The sequence below is a fragment of the Asticcacaulis sp. MM231 genome (assembly GCF_964186625.1).
Lineage (GTDB): Bacteria > Pseudomonadota > Alphaproteobacteria > Caulobacterales > Caulobacteraceae > Asticcacaulis.
On sequence record NZ_OZ075108.1, the window covers coordinates 2281600 to 2297818 of the forward strand.

General features: G+C 59.3%; 17 protein-coding genes and 1 pseudogene. 10 read left to right on the forward strand and 8 right to left on the reverse strand.

The genetic code is table 11. From position 1 onward, the window contains the following. Position 1: 1 nt before the first annotated feature. Positions 2 to 493 (reverse strand): 5-(carboxyamino)imidazole ribonucleotide mutase, encoded by a 492-nt coding sequence (gene purE / locus ABQ278_RS11140; RefSeq protein WP_349319652.1) that lies wholly within the window; start codon positions 491 to 493, stop codon positions 2 to 4. A gap of 287 nt (positions 494 to 780) precedes the next feature. Between purE and ABQ278_RS11145 the strand changes: the two genes are divergently transcribed. Then, positions 781 to 1689, forward strand: a complete 909-nt coding sequence (locus ABQ278_RS11145) for a GGDEF domain-containing protein (protein ID WP_349319653.1) — start codon at positions 781 to 783, stop codon at positions 1687 to 1689. A 9-nt stretch (positions 1690 to 1698) separates the two neighbouring features. Here ABQ278_RS11145 and ABQ278_RS11150 read toward each other — a convergent pair whose 3' ends face one another. After that, a complete protein-coding gene (locus tag ABQ278_RS11150) occupies positions 1699 to 2880 on the reverse strand; it encodes a deoxyguanosinetriphosphate triphosphohydrolase (RefSeq protein ID WP_349322152.1) in 1182 nt (393 codons plus the stop codon). 94 nt (positions 2881 to 2974) lie between these two features. Here ABQ278_RS11150 and ABQ278_RS11155 point away from each other — a divergent pair, with 94 nt between their 5' ends. The 6 genes from ABQ278_RS11155 (at position 2975) to ABQ278_RS11180 (ending at position 6787) form a co-directional block, all read left to right on the forward strand. After that, a complete protein-coding gene (locus tag ABQ278_RS11155; RefSeq protein WP_018081892.1) occupies positions 2975 to 3304 on the forward strand; it encodes an iron-sulfur cluster assembly accessory protein in 330 nt (109 codons plus the stop codon). A 41-nt stretch (positions 3305 to 3345) separates the two neighbouring features. After that, entirely contained in the window at positions 3346 to 4155 is an 810-nt protein-coding gene (gene xth, locus ABQ278_RS11160; protein WP_349322153.1) for an exodeoxyribonuclease III, read from the forward strand. Between the two features lie 53 nt (positions 4156 to 4208). Beyond that, positions 4209 to 4874 (forward strand): hypothetical protein, encoded by a 666-nt coding sequence (locus tag ABQ278_RS11165; RefSeq protein WP_349319654.1) that lies wholly within the window; start codon positions 4209 to 4211, stop codon positions 4872 to 4874. An 84-nt stretch (positions 4875 to 4958) separates the two neighbouring features. Continuing rightward, positions 4959 to 5684 (forward strand): hypothetical protein, encoded by a 726-nt coding sequence (locus ABQ278_RS11170; protein ID WP_349319655.1) that lies wholly within the window; start codon positions 4959 to 4961, stop codon positions 5682 to 5684. A gap of 67 nt (positions 5685 to 5751) precedes the next feature. Next, a complete protein-coding gene (locus tag ABQ278_RS11175; protein ID WP_349319656.1) occupies positions 5752 to 6438 on the forward strand; it encodes an NnrU family protein in 687 nt (228 codons plus the stop codon). A 226-nt stretch (positions 6439 to 6664) separates the two neighbouring features. Continuing rightward, positions 6665 to 6787 (forward strand): hypothetical protein, encoded by a 123-nt coding sequence (locus ABQ278_RS11180; RefSeq protein ID WP_349319657.1) that lies wholly within the window; start codon positions 6665 to 6667, stop codon positions 6785 to 6787. On the opposite strand, the gene ABQ278_RS11185 is transcribed toward ABQ278_RS11180, so the two are convergent. After that, positions 6784 to 7734 carry a Gfo/Idh/MocA family oxidoreductase gene (locus tag ABQ278_RS11185; RefSeq protein ID WP_349319658.1) on the reverse strand — a complete coding sequence of 317 codons (951 nt, stop codon included), beginning with the start codon at positions 7732 to 7734 and terminating at the stop codon, positions 6784 to 6786. The genes ABQ278_RS11180 and ABQ278_RS11185 overlap by 4 nt on opposite strands. A 198-nt stretch (positions 7735 to 7932) precedes the next feature. Between ABQ278_RS11185 and ABQ278_RS11190 the strand changes: the two genes are divergently transcribed. Together ABQ278_RS11190 and ABQ278_RS11195 are read left to right on the forward strand one after the other, a co-directional pair. Further along, the gene (locus ABQ278_RS11190; protein WP_349319659.1) at positions 7933 to 8841 is read left to right on the forward strand and encodes a cobalamin biosynthesis protein CbiG; all 909 of its coding nucleotides are present in this window, start codon (positions 7933 to 7935) and stop codon (positions 8839 to 8841) included. Then, positions 8831 to 9163 (forward strand): YnfA family protein, encoded by a 333-nt coding sequence (locus tag ABQ278_RS11195; RefSeq protein ID WP_349319660.1) that lies wholly within the window; start codon positions 8831 to 8833, stop codon positions 9161 to 9163. Before ABQ278_RS11190 ends, ABQ278_RS11195 begins: the two co-directional genes overlap by 11 nt. 75 nt (positions 9164 to 9238) lie before the next feature. On the opposite strand, the gene ABQ278_RS11200 is transcribed toward ABQ278_RS11195, so the two are convergent. Together ABQ278_RS11200 and ABQ278_RS11205 are read right to left on the reverse strand one after the other, a co-directional pair. Beyond that, positions 9239 to 10000: a glucose 1-dehydrogenase gene (locus ABQ278_RS11200; protein ID WP_349319661.1), complete on the reverse strand. Its 762-nt coding sequence runs from the start codon at positions 9998 to 10000 to the stop codon at positions 9239 to 9241. Between the two features lie 13 nt (positions 10001 to 10013). Beyond that, positions 10014 to 11393 (reverse strand): MATE family efflux transporter, encoded by a 1380-nt coding sequence (locus ABQ278_RS11205; protein ID WP_349319662.1) that lies wholly within the window; start codon positions 11391 to 11393, stop codon positions 10014 to 10016. Between the two features lie 229 nt (positions 11394 to 11622). Between ABQ278_RS11205 and ABQ278_RS11210 the strand changes: the two genes are divergently transcribed. Then, positions 11623 to 11952, forward strand: a complete 330-nt coding sequence (locus ABQ278_RS11210) for a hypothetical protein (RefSeq protein ID WP_349319663.1) — start codon at positions 11623 to 11625, stop codon at positions 11950 to 11952. Positions 11953 to 11996: 44 nt separating this feature from the next. On the opposite strand, the pseudogene ABQ278_RS11215 reads toward ABQ278_RS11210, so the two are convergent. The 3 genes and pseudogenes from ABQ278_RS11215 to gorA all read right to left on the reverse strand — a co-directional run bounded on the left by ABQ278_RS11215 (position 11997) and on the right by gorA (position 16187). After that, a pseudogene (locus ABQ278_RS11215) lies at positions 11997 to 13371 on the reverse strand (3-deoxy-7-phosphoheptulonate synthase class II). Between the two features lie 96 nt (positions 13372 to 13467). Further along, entirely contained in the window at positions 13468 to 14811 is a 1344-nt protein-coding gene (locus ABQ278_RS11220; protein WP_349319664.1) for an O-antigen ligase family protein, read from the reverse strand. Continuing rightward, positions 14808 to 16187 carry a glutathione-disulfide reductase gene (gorA, locus tag ABQ278_RS11225; RefSeq protein ID WP_349319665.1) on the reverse strand — a complete coding sequence of 460 codons (1380 nt, stop codon included), beginning with the start codon at positions 16185 to 16187 and terminating at the stop codon, positions 14808 to 14810. Before gorA ends, ABQ278_RS11220 begins: the two co-directional genes overlap by 4 nt. Between the last annotated feature and the right edge of the window lie 32 nt (positions 16188 to 16219).

A 16219-nucleotide genomic window follows, 5' to 3' on the forward strand; every position in this document is an offset into this window, starting at 1 on the left:
ATTAGTCTTCTACTGTGTCAGGAACGCTGTCGGTCTGGGCCTGGCGCAGGGCTTCGATGCGCTCACTCAGGGCCGGATCATTCAGTGCCAAAATCTGTGCTGCCAAAAGCCCCGCATTCTTGGCGCCCGCTTCACCGACCGCCAGCGTGCCGACGGGCACGCCGCCCGGCATCTGCACGATCGACAACAGCGAATTGATGCCCTTGAGGCCATCTCGCACCGGCACCGGCACGCCCAGCACCGGCAGGGTGGTCATTGAGGCCGTCATGCCCGGCAGGTGCGCAGCACCTCCGGCGCCGGCTATGATCACCTTATAACCTGCCGCTTTTGCGCCTGTGGCGAATTCATAAAGCCGTTGCGGCGTGCGGTGCGCCGAGACGACGCGCGAGATGTAGGAGACGCCCAACTGATCGAGCGCGGTCGCGGCGGCCTTCATCACCCCCCAGTCGGAGCGTGATCCCATGATGATGGCAACCTGCGGCGTATCGGCCATTGTGTGTCTAAGTCCTGATCTCTAAGGGGTCTTTCGGAAAGGCGCGGAGTATAGTCAGAAGCCCTGTGAGTGCAACCCCCTCCCCTTAACCGTAAATCCTTATTATTTATCCCCGAAAAAGACCACAATGGCTCCCCATGAAGCGTAAGACGCCCCACAGGTAAGGTGCGCGTTAACTATTGATTATAAGGCCCGCCGCATTGCACAAGGCGCGCTTCCGTGCTTTCATACAGGCCTTCATGACCGCTTCGAATATAAGAAAATTTACCGGAAGCCATAAGGGCATAATGGGACTCAACTCGCACCTGTACACGACGGACGACCAGCCAGGCAGCACGCCTAGCATGATGGCCGACGCACGCGATGCGGCGGAGAAGCCTGCGCGCGCCACGACTGCGTCCATGCAGAGCCTGCTCGCGCACTATTTTGAGACCAATCCCGATCCGGCCAGCCCCGCGCCCAGCCCCTTCCACGCCGATAATGTTTATGCACTGAGCACGGCGCAGAGCGAGACCCGGTTACCGAAAGAGGTTTTTGAGACCTCGCATGTCACCGAGTCCGCCTTTGTGCCGGTTGATGCGCCGAAAGCCTCGCCTTCTTCGCTGGTGGCGCAGGACGACTGGCCAGCCGCAGCGCGCGCCCTGATCAACTCGTTGATGCAGGATAATGAAGCCTTACGCGAACAACTGCACCAACAAGCGCTTCACCTGCAAACCGCACAAGGCCAGGCCGACAGCGATGCGCTGACGCCTACCCTCAACCGCCGTGCCTTCCTGCGCGAAGTTCATCGCGCCATGGCCGATTGCCGGCGTTATGGCGAGGAGGCCTGCCTGATCTATCTCGATATGGATGGCTTCAAGAGCATCAATGATGCCTACGGACATGCCGCAGGCGATGCCGCGCTTATCTATGTCGCCGAAGCGCTCAATGGCAGCGTCCGCGAAGGTGACAGCGTCGGCCGGATGGGCGGTGATGAATTCGCCATCCTTCTCCGCCACGCCGACCTGAAATCGGCGCGGATCAAGGCCATGAAGCTGGAAGCCGAACTGATGATGGGCACGTTCGAGCACGCGGGCCTCTATCTCAAGGTCGGCGGTTCGTTCGGCGTTCGCGCCTATGCCGCGCAGGCCTCAGCCGAAGCCTGGGTCAGCGAGGCTGACGCCGCCATGTTCCTGGCGAAGAAAGCCGTGCGCTAACCGTCCCCGTCAGCCGCCAAACGAAAACAAACGACGCTGTTCTTCGATGGCGAAGGCGTCGGTCATGCCGGCGATGTAGTCACAGATCACCCGCGCCCGCGCCGTTTCGGTGTCCTTCGAGCACACGCGCTGGAACCATTCGGTTGGCAGCGTATCCGGCTCGTTCATGAACAGGTTGAACATTTCGTTGAGCGTGCGCTTGGCATGGCTGCGCGTGCGATTAAGCCTGTAATGCTTGTACATGCGCTCAAAAAGAAAGCCGCGCAAACGTGACAGGTCGTCATAAACGCCCTTGGAAAACGCCACCATCGGGCGCTTTGCCGTACGAACATCCTCATCCGTCACGATACCGTCCGCTTTCAGACGACGCTCCGTCTCCGTCAGCACATCGCTCATCATCGTGCCGATCATCCGGCGCACACCTTCGAGCCGTAACATGCGGCTGTCGATGGTGGGCCAGTCCTTCTGCACCGAAGCCAGCGCAGGGCCGATCAGCGGCACCTGCATCAGGTCATCGATGCTGAAAAGCTCGGCGCGCAAACCGTCATCGACGTCGTGATTGTTATAGGCGATGTCGTCTGCAATGGCGGCGCACTGGGCCTCCATTGAGGCGAAGGTGTCGGTGCGCAAATCCCACTGGGCGTTGAAATCAACGATGGATTTCCACGACGGTTCCTGCATGTGGTGGCTGACCGGGCCGTTGTGCTTGATGATGCCTTCGAGGGTCTCCCACGTCAGGTTAAGGCCATCGAAGGCGGGATAACGCACTTCAAGGCGCGTGATCACGCGGAAGGTCTGGACATTGTGATCGAAGCCGCCCCACGGCGCCATGCAGGCGTGGAGTTGGTCCTCGCCGGCGTGACCAAACGGCGGGTGGCCGAGATCGTGTGACAAGGCGATGGTTTCGGCCAGGTCTTCGTCAAGCGCCAGAGAATGGGCCAGAGAACGGGCGATCTGCGCCACTTCTAGCGAATGGGTCAGGCGGGTGCGGAAATAGTCGCCTTCATTGGCCACAAAAACCTGCGTCTTGCCCTTCAGACGACGAAAAGCAGTCGAATGGATGATGCGGTCGCGATCGCGGGCATAGGCCGTGCGCGTCGGCGACTCCAGTTCCGGATGCAACCGGCCGAGGCTCTTGTCGACATTGGAAGCAAAGCTGGCCAAGGGTTTCATCGTCGGTCTTTCGTTCAGTTCACGCCCTTGGCTAAACTGATTTTCCTAAAAAATCCGCTCTTTTTCGAGGCAAGGGGCTGATTTTCTCGGCAAATGCGCCCATATTCACGCCATGAGCCACAATATCTCCCTCACCGCCTCTGCGGCGAAACATCTGAACGCCCTGAGCCAGGAAGCCGGCCACCCTGTCATGCTGCGCGTGCTGGTCGAAGGCGGCGGATGTTCGGGCTTCCAGTATGTGCTCGATCTGACCGACACGGCCAATCCGGATGAAAGCGCCATCAGCTATGATGGTGCCACCGCTTTGGTCGATGAAATTTCTGCGCCTTTGATGGCTGGCTCGATCATTGATTATGTCGAGGAACTGGTCGGTTCGCAGTTCAAGATCCTCAATCCTCTGGCGGTCGCTTCCTGCGGCTGCGGCACGAGCTTCGCACTTTAAGAGCCTTGCCCGAATCCGACGGCCACTCTAAAACTGTCGGCATGAAAATCGCCACCTGGAATGTCAACTCCGTCAATGCCCGCCTGCCGCTTCTGCTGGAGTGGTTTCGCGCCGTCCAGCCCGATGTCTGCGGTCTGCAGGAAATCAAATGCGTCGATGAAAAATTCCCCGTCGAAGCCTTTGAATCACTTGGCTATAATTGCGCCGTCCATGGCCAGAAATCCTATAACGGCGTCGCCATCCTTTCGAAATATCCGATCAGTGATGTCCGAAAGGGCCTGGACGACGAAGAGGATGATCACGCGCGCTATATCGAGGCCGTGATCGAGGCGCCGGAGCCTGTGCGTTTCGGCTGCCTATATCTGCCGAACGGCAACCCCATCGCCACCGACAAATATGCTTACAAACTGCGCTGGCTGGAGCGCCTGCGCGCCCGCGCCGAGTACCTTCTGACACTTGAGGAAATGACCATTTTAGCGGGTGATTTCAATATTATACCGACAAAAGATGATCTTTGGAAAGAAGCACCCTGGCTCAATGATGCCCTCTATCAGCCGGCGGTGCGCAATGCCTATCAGGGCCTGAAAAACCTGGGCTATACAGATGCCTTTGAAGCCCAATTAAACGTTTCCGGGCCGCCTGAGGGCAACCGCTACACCTTCTGGGATTATCAGGCCGGCGCCTGGCCAAAAAATGAAGGCATCCGCATCGACCATCATCTGCTGTCGCCGCAGGCCGCCGACCGCCTGTTTGATCTGGTCATCCACAAGGATGCACGCGGCATGACGCACGATGAGGCCAAACCGTCCGATCACGTACCCGTTGTCGTTGAATTAACAACAAAATCTTAACCCGTAGGCGGCCATACTAAGGGTTCATTAGCTATAATCAGGCGTGATCTCCTATGGCCCATGCCGCACGTATCCTTTTGTATTTCCTCTTTGCCGGCATCGGGCTAACCCTGATCGCCTCCGGGCTGATGTGGTGGTTCGAAGCCTCGCGCCGCCTTGCCCGCGCGCTGAATACCGCTCTTGGCAAGGTCGCCGATGCCATCGTCTATGACTTGGGCGGACAAAAAGCGGCTGGTCTCGACTTCACCAACGGCGATCTGGCCATCATGTGGAAGACCGGCGCGCAAGGCCTGGTTTTCACATTCGACGAGATCGAAGGCGCCGAACTGATCGTCGATGAGCGCGTCGTCGCCCGGGCGCAAAAAGGCGAAAGCCGCAAGGTGCTCAATGAGACCCACGCTCAGGCCTCTAAGGTTACGCTGCGCCTGATGTTCAATGATGTGCAGACACCGGAATTTGAACTCAATCTCTACGGCGACATCAGCCATAATCCGGTCCACGCCAAGACGGCGGCGGAAGCCGTGCGGATCGGTCGCAAATGGCTTTCGCATATCGATGCGGTGATCAAGCGCATGCCTGGCCCCTCGCCCTACCCGCCGGAAGAGACCGAAGTGGCCATAGCACACGAGGCCCCCAAACGCGCGACCAAGGCGCCGGCAATTCCCCCGCCATGGGATGACGATGACCAAAACGACACTTACGACAACGAAAAGTACTAAGTCGGGCGCTTAAGCCTTAACGCCATCCGGAAATCGTGGTTAACTTCCTGTTCGTACTTTTGAACATTGCCCCGGGTTTCCGCCTTGCCGACCTACCTGCCGACAATCATCATTCTCTCCGCAGCCGCGCTGGCCATACTGCTTGTGCTGTATCGCATCTACGATTCGCGTGTTGAACAGCCGAAAAAACTGGAAGACGAACTGCGCGAAGGCCTGACCGATCCGGACGGTCGCACGTACAAGGCCGACGTTATGGCCCTGGAGCCTGTGCGCAAGGCCGCTGCCGCCAGTTCCTATGACGGAAACCGCGTCATCATCGTGCGAAATTTCGGCAAGATCCCGCACAAACCCTACACCATGCACGACCTGCTCGGCATCGAGATCTTCGTCGACGATCGCATCATTGGCCGCGTCTTGCGCTCAGGTCCGCACAAAATGCTTGATGATATCGCGCCGGTGGTCAACCGCGTCACCATGCGCCTGATCTTCGACGATCCGGCCGATCCCGATTTCGAACTGGTGCTTTGGGACCCGCATGACAACCTGACCGCCCGCGCCGAAGGGCCGCGCGCCGCCATGAACAATGCGCGCAAGTGGTTTTATCATGTCGAGGCCGTCCTGCGCCGCACCGCCACCGCACCTGCGCCCAAGGCGCCGCCCGCCAGCGCCCCGCCTCCATCACCGCCACCTTTCATGGCAGCAGCGGCAGCGCCTGTCGTGCCCCCGCCGGCTGCCACCACATCGGCGCCGACACCCGCCAAGAAGCCCGAAGGCGATGTGCTTAACGCGCCGATGATTCCTTATATTTAGCCGTCGCTTGGCCAGGCGCTCGCCGCTATGCTAATCACAGTTTAAATTCGCCGTCCCGGAGACGACCATGTGGACCCTGGCACTTGCGTGCGCCTTTTTCCTCTGCATCCATTTGATGATCAGCGGTACGTCGATGAAGGAACAGATCATCGCCAAAATCGGCGGTGTGGCCTACTACATCCTGTTTTCGCTGTTCTCGATCGGCGGACTGGTGTGGATGTGCATTGCGTTTGGCATTGCGCTGGGCGATCCGATGAATGTGGTGCTGTGGAAATCCGGCCCCTTCCTGCGCATCGTCGGCCTGTTCGGCAACTTCTTCGCCTTCCTGCTGGTGATCGGCGGCCTGACCACGCCTTCCCCCACAAATCTTCTGGCCCTGCATAAGCTGCCTGACAAAAGCATTTATGGTATTGTTCGCGTATCGCGTCATCCGGTTCTGGCCGGAATCGGCGTGTGGGCCCTCACCCATATCGTCTGCAACGGCAATCTGGCGGCGTGGATATTTTTCAGCTCCATGCTGGCCCTGTGCGCGCTGGGCGCCAATAATATCGATCGCAAGCGCCTGGCCCTGATGGGGGATGTCTATGAATTGATCAAGCGCCGCACCTCGATCATCCCGTTCGTGTCGATCATTGAGGGGCGCACCGCCTTCGCCCCGGAAGAACTCGGCGTCGCCCGCATGCTGATGGCCGTGTCGTTATACTCGGCGGTGACCGTGCTCCACGAATTGCTTTTTACCGGCCGCGCCATCTAAAGGCGAGTTTCATACCGCATCTGCGATAAAATTGTCATCGCGACCGCTGGCAATCTGAAACTTGGCTAATTTTTCGTTGATCTTATCACAATTGTTTGAACAAATGCGCGTAGAGTGCAGCGTATCAGGCAATGGGATCTGAAATATTCAGGTGGGTGGGTTCGCGTCGGCTATGAAGGTGTCAGCTTTCACTTTGTTGTTGTTTTTCATAGCTGTGGCGTTGGTCATGGCCAGCCTGATCGGCCATTTTTACGCCATTCCCCAATTAAGCGAATACCAGTACTGGCTAATGACTGGTGGTTTCGCCGTTCTGGCCTTCGGAATTATCTTTAAAGGCCAGTCGAACTAGCTTTCCTGATCTTCCGCAACGTCCGCATCAATAGCCAGAGCCAGAGTGAGCGCCTTCAGGGCCTCATCGCCAGCGCATAGGGGCCGTTGGCGCACGCCGCGGACTGTATCCAGGAAACGGAACACACTGGTGCCGAGCGGGTCCTTGGCGATATCGGCTTCGGCAAAATCAGCATTGAGGCTGAAGGGCGTCGTGTTCTCAAAGTTGCGGTTCAAGAGGTCGATCATCACCTCACCGCTCGGATAAACGATGCGCATCGTGCGCTCGCGCGCCTCAGCCATGCGTGAGGCGGCAAAGGTTGCCCTCATGCCGTTTTCGAACTCGACCGAGGCCTTGACCTCATCGGCGCCCACAGCCTTATAGCCCTCATCCGTGCGATATTTCGCGCCGGTCTTAAGCCCCCCGGCCTCAACCCCCGCCAGGGTAAGCGCCAGATCGAGATCGTGGATCATCAGGTCGAGCACCACCGACACATCAAGATTGCGCGTGGAGGCCGTACCGTTGCGCACGGCTTCCAGCAGCAGCGGCCGCTCCGGCACATCATATAGCCCCATGGCTTCAAAGACGGCGCGCTCCTGATGGCCGCAGGCCAAGATCAGCCCCTTGGCTTTCGCCAGATCAACCATGGCCTCGCCGTCTTCGGTCGTGATGGCCAGCGGCTTTTCGCTATAGACATGCACACCGGCTTCCAGGGCTTTCAGCGCAACCGCGGCATGGGCAAAGGCGGGCGTGGCGATCGTTACGGTGTCGATGGCGGCCAGAAAGTCGGCCAGTTCATCGCCACCATAGGCCTTTACACCGTGTGGTGCGGCAGCGGCTTCGGCGCGCCCCTTGTCGAGGTCATATATGCCCACAAACTCGACATCTGCGGCCTGCTTGTATTTATTGGCATGATAGCCGCCGAAAACGCCCGCGCCCGCCACGCCCACTCGCAAAACCTTGGCCATAACAACCTCTTGTGCCATCGAAAACCTTATCGGCTAACTGCTTAAACCGCTTTGGCTCAAAAAAGGAATACACTTTGAAAAAGATAAAGTGTGCAAAGCCGCGTGATCAGAGCACAAAGCGCTTTTTTGCCTCTCGCATTCGCGTTAAGAGCATGGCGTTTATACGGCTTCTGAGGGCCGTCAGTCTGGAGACCGCCCGTGTCACGTCTTTTTGGTGCCTACGTCATTGTCGATTACAGCGCCGCGGAAGGCAAGAAGACCGGCGAATCCTCGGTATGGATAGGCGTGATGAAGCGCGATATCCGTTTCCGCCTGACCTACCAGTCGTATAATCCGGCCACGCGCGCCGAGGCCATCACCCTGCTGACCTCGATCCTGGCTGACCTGCACAAGCGCGGGGACCGCATCTTTCTGGGGCTCGATTTCGCGCTCGGTTTCCCGCGAGGCACGTCTGCGCGTCTGCAACTGAAGGGCGCGCCTTGGGCTGGTATGTGGGAGTTTCTGGCCAAGAACATCGTCGATAAAGCCGACAACAAGAACAACCGCTTTCAGGTGGCTGCCAAGATGAACCGCCTGATGACCGACGAAGCCTACCCCTTCTGGGGCTGCCCGAAAAGCAACTCGCAGAAGTGGCTCTCGACCCTTAAGCCGGACTCGATTGGCGATTTTCCCGAATTCCGCGTGACCGAAGATCATGCACGCAAGCAACATAAAAAAGCGCAGGCCGCCAAGAGCCTGTGGCAGATGCACGGCGCCGGCGTCGTGGCCGGTCAGACCATGCTCGGCATTCCTGCTGTGAGGGCACTGACGGAGTCCTTGGGTGACAAGGCCAGAATCTGGCCGTTCCAGACCGGCTTTGGTGCGCTCACCGAAGAGGCGCTCGAAGGCGTTTCCACGCTGATCGCCGAGGTTTATCCGGCCATCTATGACGGCACGGCCGAGGCTGGCGAAGTCAAGGACGCCACCGGCGTGCGCTTAGCGGCTCAGGCCCTGGCCGAGGCTGACGACAAGGGACAACTCGCCGCCCTCTTCGCCGCACCGAAAGCCTTGAGCGAAACCGATCTCACCATCGCCTCTGAGGAAGAAGGCTGGATTCTTGGCGTTTAAGCCTTTCCTCGTCTATATCCTCGCCGCCATCGCCGAAATCGCCGGCTGCTACAGCCTGTGGGCCGTGCTCAAGCTCGGAAAATCACCGCTGTGGCTGATCCCCGGCGCCCTGTCACTATGTGCTTTCGCCTGGCTGCTCACCCTTATCGATAGCCCCGCCGCGGGCCGCGCCTACGCGGCCTATGGCGCCATCTATATCGCCGGCGCTGTTGGCTGGATGTGGCTGATGGAAAAGCAACGCCCCGACCTGTGGGACCTCGCAGGCCTTGCGCTGTGCCTGGCCGGCTCAGCCGTGATCCTGCTTGCGCCAAGGCACAGCTAACAAGCCTCCCACTCCAAATTTCTTCGTGAGATGTGGCAAGCGCGACGGCACGCCCGAGCCGTTGCGAGGCAGAGCTTAGGCCGGCATCAACTGACCGCCATTCACATGCAAGATCTGGCCAGTCATATAGGTGCTCATGTTGGAGGCCAGAAACACCAGCGGGCCGACGCAGTCCTCCGCCACGCCCAAGCGCCCCATCGGCACGCTGTTCAACATGGCCTGCATCCGCTCCGGCGGCGTCAGGTCATGGAATGGCGTCTTGATCACCCCCGGCGCGATGGCGTTGACGCGGATATCCTTCTTCGCCAGATCGCTCGCCATATGGCGCGTGATATTATGCACGAACGCCTTGGCGCTGGCGTAAAGCCCTGAACCCGGCGCGCCACCATTATTGCCGGCGATGGAGCCGAGATTGATGATGGAGCCGCCCCCGCGCCCCTCCATAAAAGGCACCGCCGCCTGTGAGGCATGGATAACCGCGCGTACGTTCAGCGCCATGACACGCTCATAAAGTTCATCATCCCAGTCGAGGAACAGGGTCCGTGTCATCAGCGAACCGGCATTGTTGATCAGGATATCGAGCCCGCCGAGCTTATACGCCGCCTCTTGCACCAGAGGTGCTGCGGTTTCTGATTGTGTCAGGTCGGCCTGAAACAGATGAACCTCACCACCATCGGTGCGGATCAGGTCGGCCGCCTTTTGCGCCGCCTCTTCGCTGGCGTTATAATGGAGCGCCACCTTCGCGCCCAGTCGGGCAAAGCCTTGCGCGGCAGCGGCGCCTATCCCTGTGCTGGCGCCCGTGATCAAAACGCACTTGCCCTGCAGGTCTTCCAGCATGTCGCAGCTCCGTTTATGTATCGGCGGTTATAGCCCTGGCGCGGCGGTCGAGCCACAGGAAACGCGAAACCAGCAACACGGCGGATAACCAACTAGCCACAGCGCAGGCATAGATCAGGCCGGGAACGCCCAGCCCGACGTGCAACGATAGCCAGTACCCCATCGGTAGCATGATCAGTCCGTAAGCGATATAGTGCAGGACCGGCGCAATCAGGACGTCATGACGCGCACGCAACGCCTGAGCGCCGACCACCTGAACGCCATCGGGCACAAAGAACAAACAGGCCAGAAGAAGCGCGCCCTGCACCCCGCCGAGCAGGGCCGGATCGGAGGTATAACCGGCGGCGATGGCCTGCCCTCCGATCAGCACGGTGAGACAAACGGCCAGCATGAACCCACCCGCCGAGATGAAGCTTACCCGTCCCATGCGGGCAATGCCGGCAGGGTCACCAGCGCCATAGGCGCGCCCGACCAGGACCGAGCAGCCGATCGCCAGTCCCATTGGCACCATGAAAACGATGCTGGCGAAGTTGAGCACAATGGCCCACACCGCGACCGCCGTTTCCGAAATACGGCCGGCGAAGACGGTCATGCCGGCAAACGCCGCGACCTCGATGAAATAGGACGCTCCGGCCGCATAACCGACCTGACGCTGCTCGCGCGCGCCTTGCGGGTCCGGTGAATGCCGTCCGAGCAGGCGGAAGCTTTTGACCTGCTTCAAACGGAACAGATAGATCAGCAATCCCACCGTCACCAGCATACGCGCGACCAGGGTCGAGATCGCTGCCCCCATGGCGCCGTCGCTGTCGATACCAGGGATGGTCACCATGCCGGGGACGAGCACGAACAGCAGCGCGACATTGACGACATTGCCGGCCCAGGTGAAGACCATGCCGGGGCGCGTCCTGCCGAGGCCTTCGAGGAATTCCGAAACCGCCACCGCCACCATGTAAAACGGCATGCTGAGCGCGAAGATCAGCAAGGGGCCGGTTGCGCCGGCCGCCAGTTCGGGACGCACCACGGCGTTCAGCATCCATGAACCGCCAAGCGTCAGGGCCACCATTGAACCGACGCCCAGAATAACGGCATAGACCACGGCGCGCTGGAAGGTGGCGCCGATCCGTTCAGGCTCCCCTGCCCCGATAAACTGCGCCGTCTTGACCTGAACCCCCACCAGTAGGCCGATCGAGGTGACCAGAAAAATACTGGTCGGCGCCCAGGCCAGCGAATGATATCCCAGTTCGGCCGACGAATAGTGCCCGACCACCAGCGTGTCCATCAGCCCCATCAGCATGAAACCGAGGCGCGACATGATCACCGGCCATGACAGACGATAAAGGGCGGCAAATGCCGCCCTCGTTTGAGGCTCAATCCGGTAGATCAGGGTTTTCATGCCGGCTCTGTAGCCGATTTTGTGATCACGCTCAACGACATTCCGACCGGCATTTTTGCGCACACACCCGGCCTGCCGTGCAAAAAAGACCGCGCACCAATATTTCAACTATGTAACAATCTGAAGATTAAGCGTTTTGGTCTGGCCCGCCGTTTGCAGGGTTCATCAAGTCCATAGGTTCAGAAGAACCGCAAAGCTTCACGCTTGCCCTGCCCTTTGGAGTTTCCCCATGCAGATCGGTTCTTCCTTCGCCATGCTCATGTCCTTCAGCACGGGCTCCAGCTCAAAAACCTCCGCCGCCAGTGATCCGCTCAGCCAGATCGCACCGTCGTCCTCCGACACAGCCGAGGCGAACCTGATGAAGTTTCTCAAAATGTCGCCCGCCGAGAAGTTGCAATATACCTGGCTCAACAGCCACGGCATCACCAAGGAGAAATTGGCCGCGATGAAGCCTGAAGAGCGGGTCGCTATCCAGAAGCAGATGACCGACGAACTGCAAGAACAGGCTCGTCAGGAGATGGACAAGAAAAAAGGTGCCACGGTCAATATTATGGTGTGAAAAAGCCCGCAAGGCGAACCTTGCGGGCTATCTTATCTCTGACCTCAAGCGGCCTTGGTTGCGGCCGTTTTCAGACTGTGCAGACGCTCGGCGACAAGGAACGACAGCTCCAGCGCCTGATCGGCATTGAGGCGCGGATCGCAGTGCGTGTGGTAGCGATCCTGCAAATCCTCTTCCGAAAGCGCGAAAGCGCCGCCGGTGCATTCCGTCACGTTCTGTCCGGTCATTTCCAGGTGCATACCGCCCGGATGAACGCCTTCCGACGCCGCGATATCGACGAAGGAACGAACCTCACCCAAGATGCGGTCGAACGGGCGCGTCTTGTAACCGTTGTTCGCCTTGACGACATTGCCGTGCATCGGATCGATCGACCAGACAACCGGCGAACCGTGCTTCTTGGTGGCGGCCATCAGGCGCGGCAGGCGTTCGGCCACCTTATCGGAACCAAAGCGGCCAATCAGGGTCAGGCGGCCCGGAATGCCTTCCGGATTGAGCGTATCGATCAGGCGCAACAGGTCATCGGGCTCGATAGTCGGGCCGGCCTTGACGCCGATCGGGTTCTTGATGCCCTTCATGTAGTTGACATGGGCGCCATCAAGCTGACGGGTGCGTTCGCCGATCCACAGCATGTGGGCCGAGGTGTCGTACCAGTCGCCACTGGTCGAATTCGACGCGGGTCATGGCCTGCTCGTAATTAAGCAGCAAAGCCTCGTGCGAGGTGAAGAAATCGACCTGGCGAATTTCCGGCTGGCGATCGGGGGTAATGCCGATGGCCGACATGAAGCTCAGGGTTTCGGAAATCTTGTCGGCCAGGGCGCGGTAACGCTCCCCCTGCGGGGAACCCGACACAAAGCCCAGCGTCCATTTGTGGATATTGTACAGATCGGCATAACCGCCCTGCGCGAAGGCGCGCAGCAGGTTCAGCGTGGCCGAGGACTGGTGGTAAGCCTTGATCAGGCGCTGCGGATCAGGGATGCGCGCCTCTTCGGTGAACTCCATGCCGTTGATGTTGTCACCGCGATACGACGGCAGGGTGACGCCATCGATGGTCTCGATCGCCGATGAACGCGGCTTACCGAATTGACCGGCGATGCGGCCAACCTTGACCACCGGCTTACCGCCGGCAAAGGTCAGGATAACCGCCATTTGCAGGATCAGGCGGAAGCTGTCACGAATATTGTCCGCCGAAAATTCCTTAAAAGATTCAGCGCAATCCCCGCCTTGCAACAGGAAGCCATTGCCTTCGGCCACCTTGCCGAGCGCACTCGTCAGGCGACGCGCCTCGCCGGCAAAGACCAGCGGCGGCAGGTGCGACAATTCGCTTTCTACAGCATCAAGGGCCTGCGTATCCGGGTAATCGTTCGGGATATGCAGGGCTGGCATGGAGCGCCAGTCTTTCGGGGACCAGATCTTTTTCATAACGCTTTTTATACTTTCGCCCGGTCGAACTCAACCGGAAACCCATTGAGACATATATAGGCGAAGAAATTCCCCTGTAAAGTCCGTGACTTGTAGTTAATTTCGTAACTTTATGCTCTGACGAGCGGCACGAATGGCCAACACCATGGCGGTGACCGCGAAGGCGCCCAGGCAATAGACCCAGGCGCGCCACAGGCCATAGCTGACCGTGCCGATGATCAGGAAGGATGTTGCCTGAGCCATCAGATAGGGGCGGAAGCGGGTGACGAGACTTGCTTCAACGATTGGGCGCGGTGCTTCATCGAGCGAGCGTAGCACATCGGTTTGCGGCGCTTCGGCCTCCACCGTCGCCTTCATGCCCCAGAACAGGCAGAACCAGAAGGCCGCCAGCACAAGCAGGCCGGGGATCCCCAGTTCAAGCCAGGCTTGCAGGGCCATGTTGTGCGGATGGTTCGGAATGGTGGCACCGAAGTGCCGTGACAATTCGTAGCCCAGCCCCCATATCGGTGTTTCCAGCGCGCGCTCGACCGTGAAGGTCCAGATGTCGATCCGCGCCGCCCATGACGGCAGGATGTCGGTCTTGATCTTTTCGGCCAGACCGTTGCGCATAATGGCCACGATAAACAGCGGGAACAGCAGCATGGGGATCAGGCTGACAAAGGCCGCCAAGCGTTCGGGGGCCAGCGCTTTCAGCGCACGCGGCCAGAATTTCACCGCGAAAAACACGATGGTCGAAGCGACCAGCGCGATAAGCTGTGCGTTGTTGTCACTGGTCAGCGCACCGGCGATGATCGCCACGGCCATAAAGCCAACGGTAACAGGACGACCGCGTGCCATTTCCATAAGGGCGAACGGCCAGAACATCATCAGCAGCACGCAGTTGGTATTCGACATGCCGACGATCAGCATGTTGTCGCGGCTGTGGAAATAGGCCGCGCTCAGGCTGCGGCGCAGGCCGAACTGGCTGATGGCTTCAATGAATTGCACAGCTGTCAGGGCCAGCAAAGCATAGGCAAAAATATGGAAGACCTTGAGCGCCTGTTGGTCATCAAGCGAGCGTGCCGCGAAAATCATCGCCCAGGCCAGACACCAGATGATGGCCGGCACGACGATGGTCACCGGCCCGTCGATGACAAGTTGTGAGCCAGCATAGGCCTTGGCCAGTGGCACGCCATGCGCCACCGCCTCAACGAAATCGGAGCGGAAAAAGGCGATCAGCAGGAGCAGTCCCGTGGTGATCGTAAACGGCGCGAACGCTTTCCAAGAACCTTTGGATAAAAACAGATGCCCCAGCAAAGGCGCGCCGATCAGTAACAGCAACGCCGGCAGACCGGTGGCGGCCGCATACGACCATAGGCCCAGCAGGCTCAGGCCCAAGATCAGAACCCATACCGTATAATTGTCACGGACACGCTGCCACATAGTTTTGTCTTCGGTCATACGGCCCGCTTGTCTTTCAGGGTTACCAGCTCTTCCGCCGCGGTCGGGTGAACCGCGCAGGTGGCGTCCCATTGCGCCTTGGTCAACCTGGCCTTCACGGCCACACCGGCAATCTGGATGATCTCACCCGCCTCGCCGCCAACGATATGAACGCCTAGCACGACATCGCTTTTCTGATCGACGATCAATTTCATATATATTCGGCTTTCACCACCGATAAAGGCGGTTTTCATCGAGCGGAAGCGCGTCTGGTAAACATCGTAGGCGATGCCCTTTTCCGTAGCCTCCGCCTCGGTCAGGCCGACCGTACCGATCTGCGGCTGCGAGAAGACCGCCGTCGGTATGTTCTCGTAGTCATAGGCCGTGGCGTTATCCTTGAAGGCGGTTTCGACAAAGGCGACCGCTTCGCGGATAGCGACCGGCGTCAGGTTCATACGGTTGGTGACGTCGCCGATGGCATAGATATGCTTGTGGCTGGTGCGCGAGAAAGCATCGACCGGAATGGCGCCGTGGACGTCGGGCATAATCCCTATGTCGTCGAGATTAAGTCCTTCGGTCTTCGGCTTGCGACCGGAGGCATATAGCACCTGATCGGCCAGCATGGTGCTGCCGTCGTTCATGGTGATCAGCATGCCGTTGTCTGTTTTTTTCAAATGAACCGGATCGAGCTGGGTGCGGATCTTGATGCCGCGCAGGGCCATTTCGCTGGCCAGGTGATCGCGCACATCGTCATCGAAGCCGCGCAAGATTTTCTGGCCGCGGTAAAGTAGCGTTACGTCAACGCCCAGGCCATGCATGATACCGGCGAATTCGACCGCGATATAGCCGCCGCCGACAATGGCCAGCGATTTCGGCAGTTCCGGCAGATTGAACATGTCGTTGGAGGTCAGGCCGTGCTCGGCCACGCCGGGGCAGTGCTGCGGCAGGAAGGGCCAGCCGCCGACCGCGATCAGGATAGTTTTAGCCGAAACAACACGTTCCCCGCCCTGCTTCGTGGTAAGGATGAGGTGATGCTCATCCTTGAAAGCGGCGTGGGCGGCGATGACCTCGACGCCGGCCTTGACCAGATTGGCGGTATAGATCTGCGACAGGCGATCCAGTTCGGCATTGTTGGTGGTGCGGAAGCTGTTCCAGTCAAAGGCGCCGGTGGCGGCGTCTTTCCAGCCGAAGCCCTGCGCATAATGCACCTGTTCGGAGACTTCGGAGGCGTAGACCATGAACTTCTTAGGCACGCAGCCGCGCAGGACGCAGGTGCCGCCGGGACGGTCCTCTTCAGCAACCGCGACCTTGAGGCCGAGTTGCGCCGCCAGCCTAGCGGCGCGCACCCCGCCCGAACCCGCGCCGATAACAAACAGATCGTAGTCGTACTTATCCATCTCAACCTTGTGCGCGTATCCACCGCGGTGCA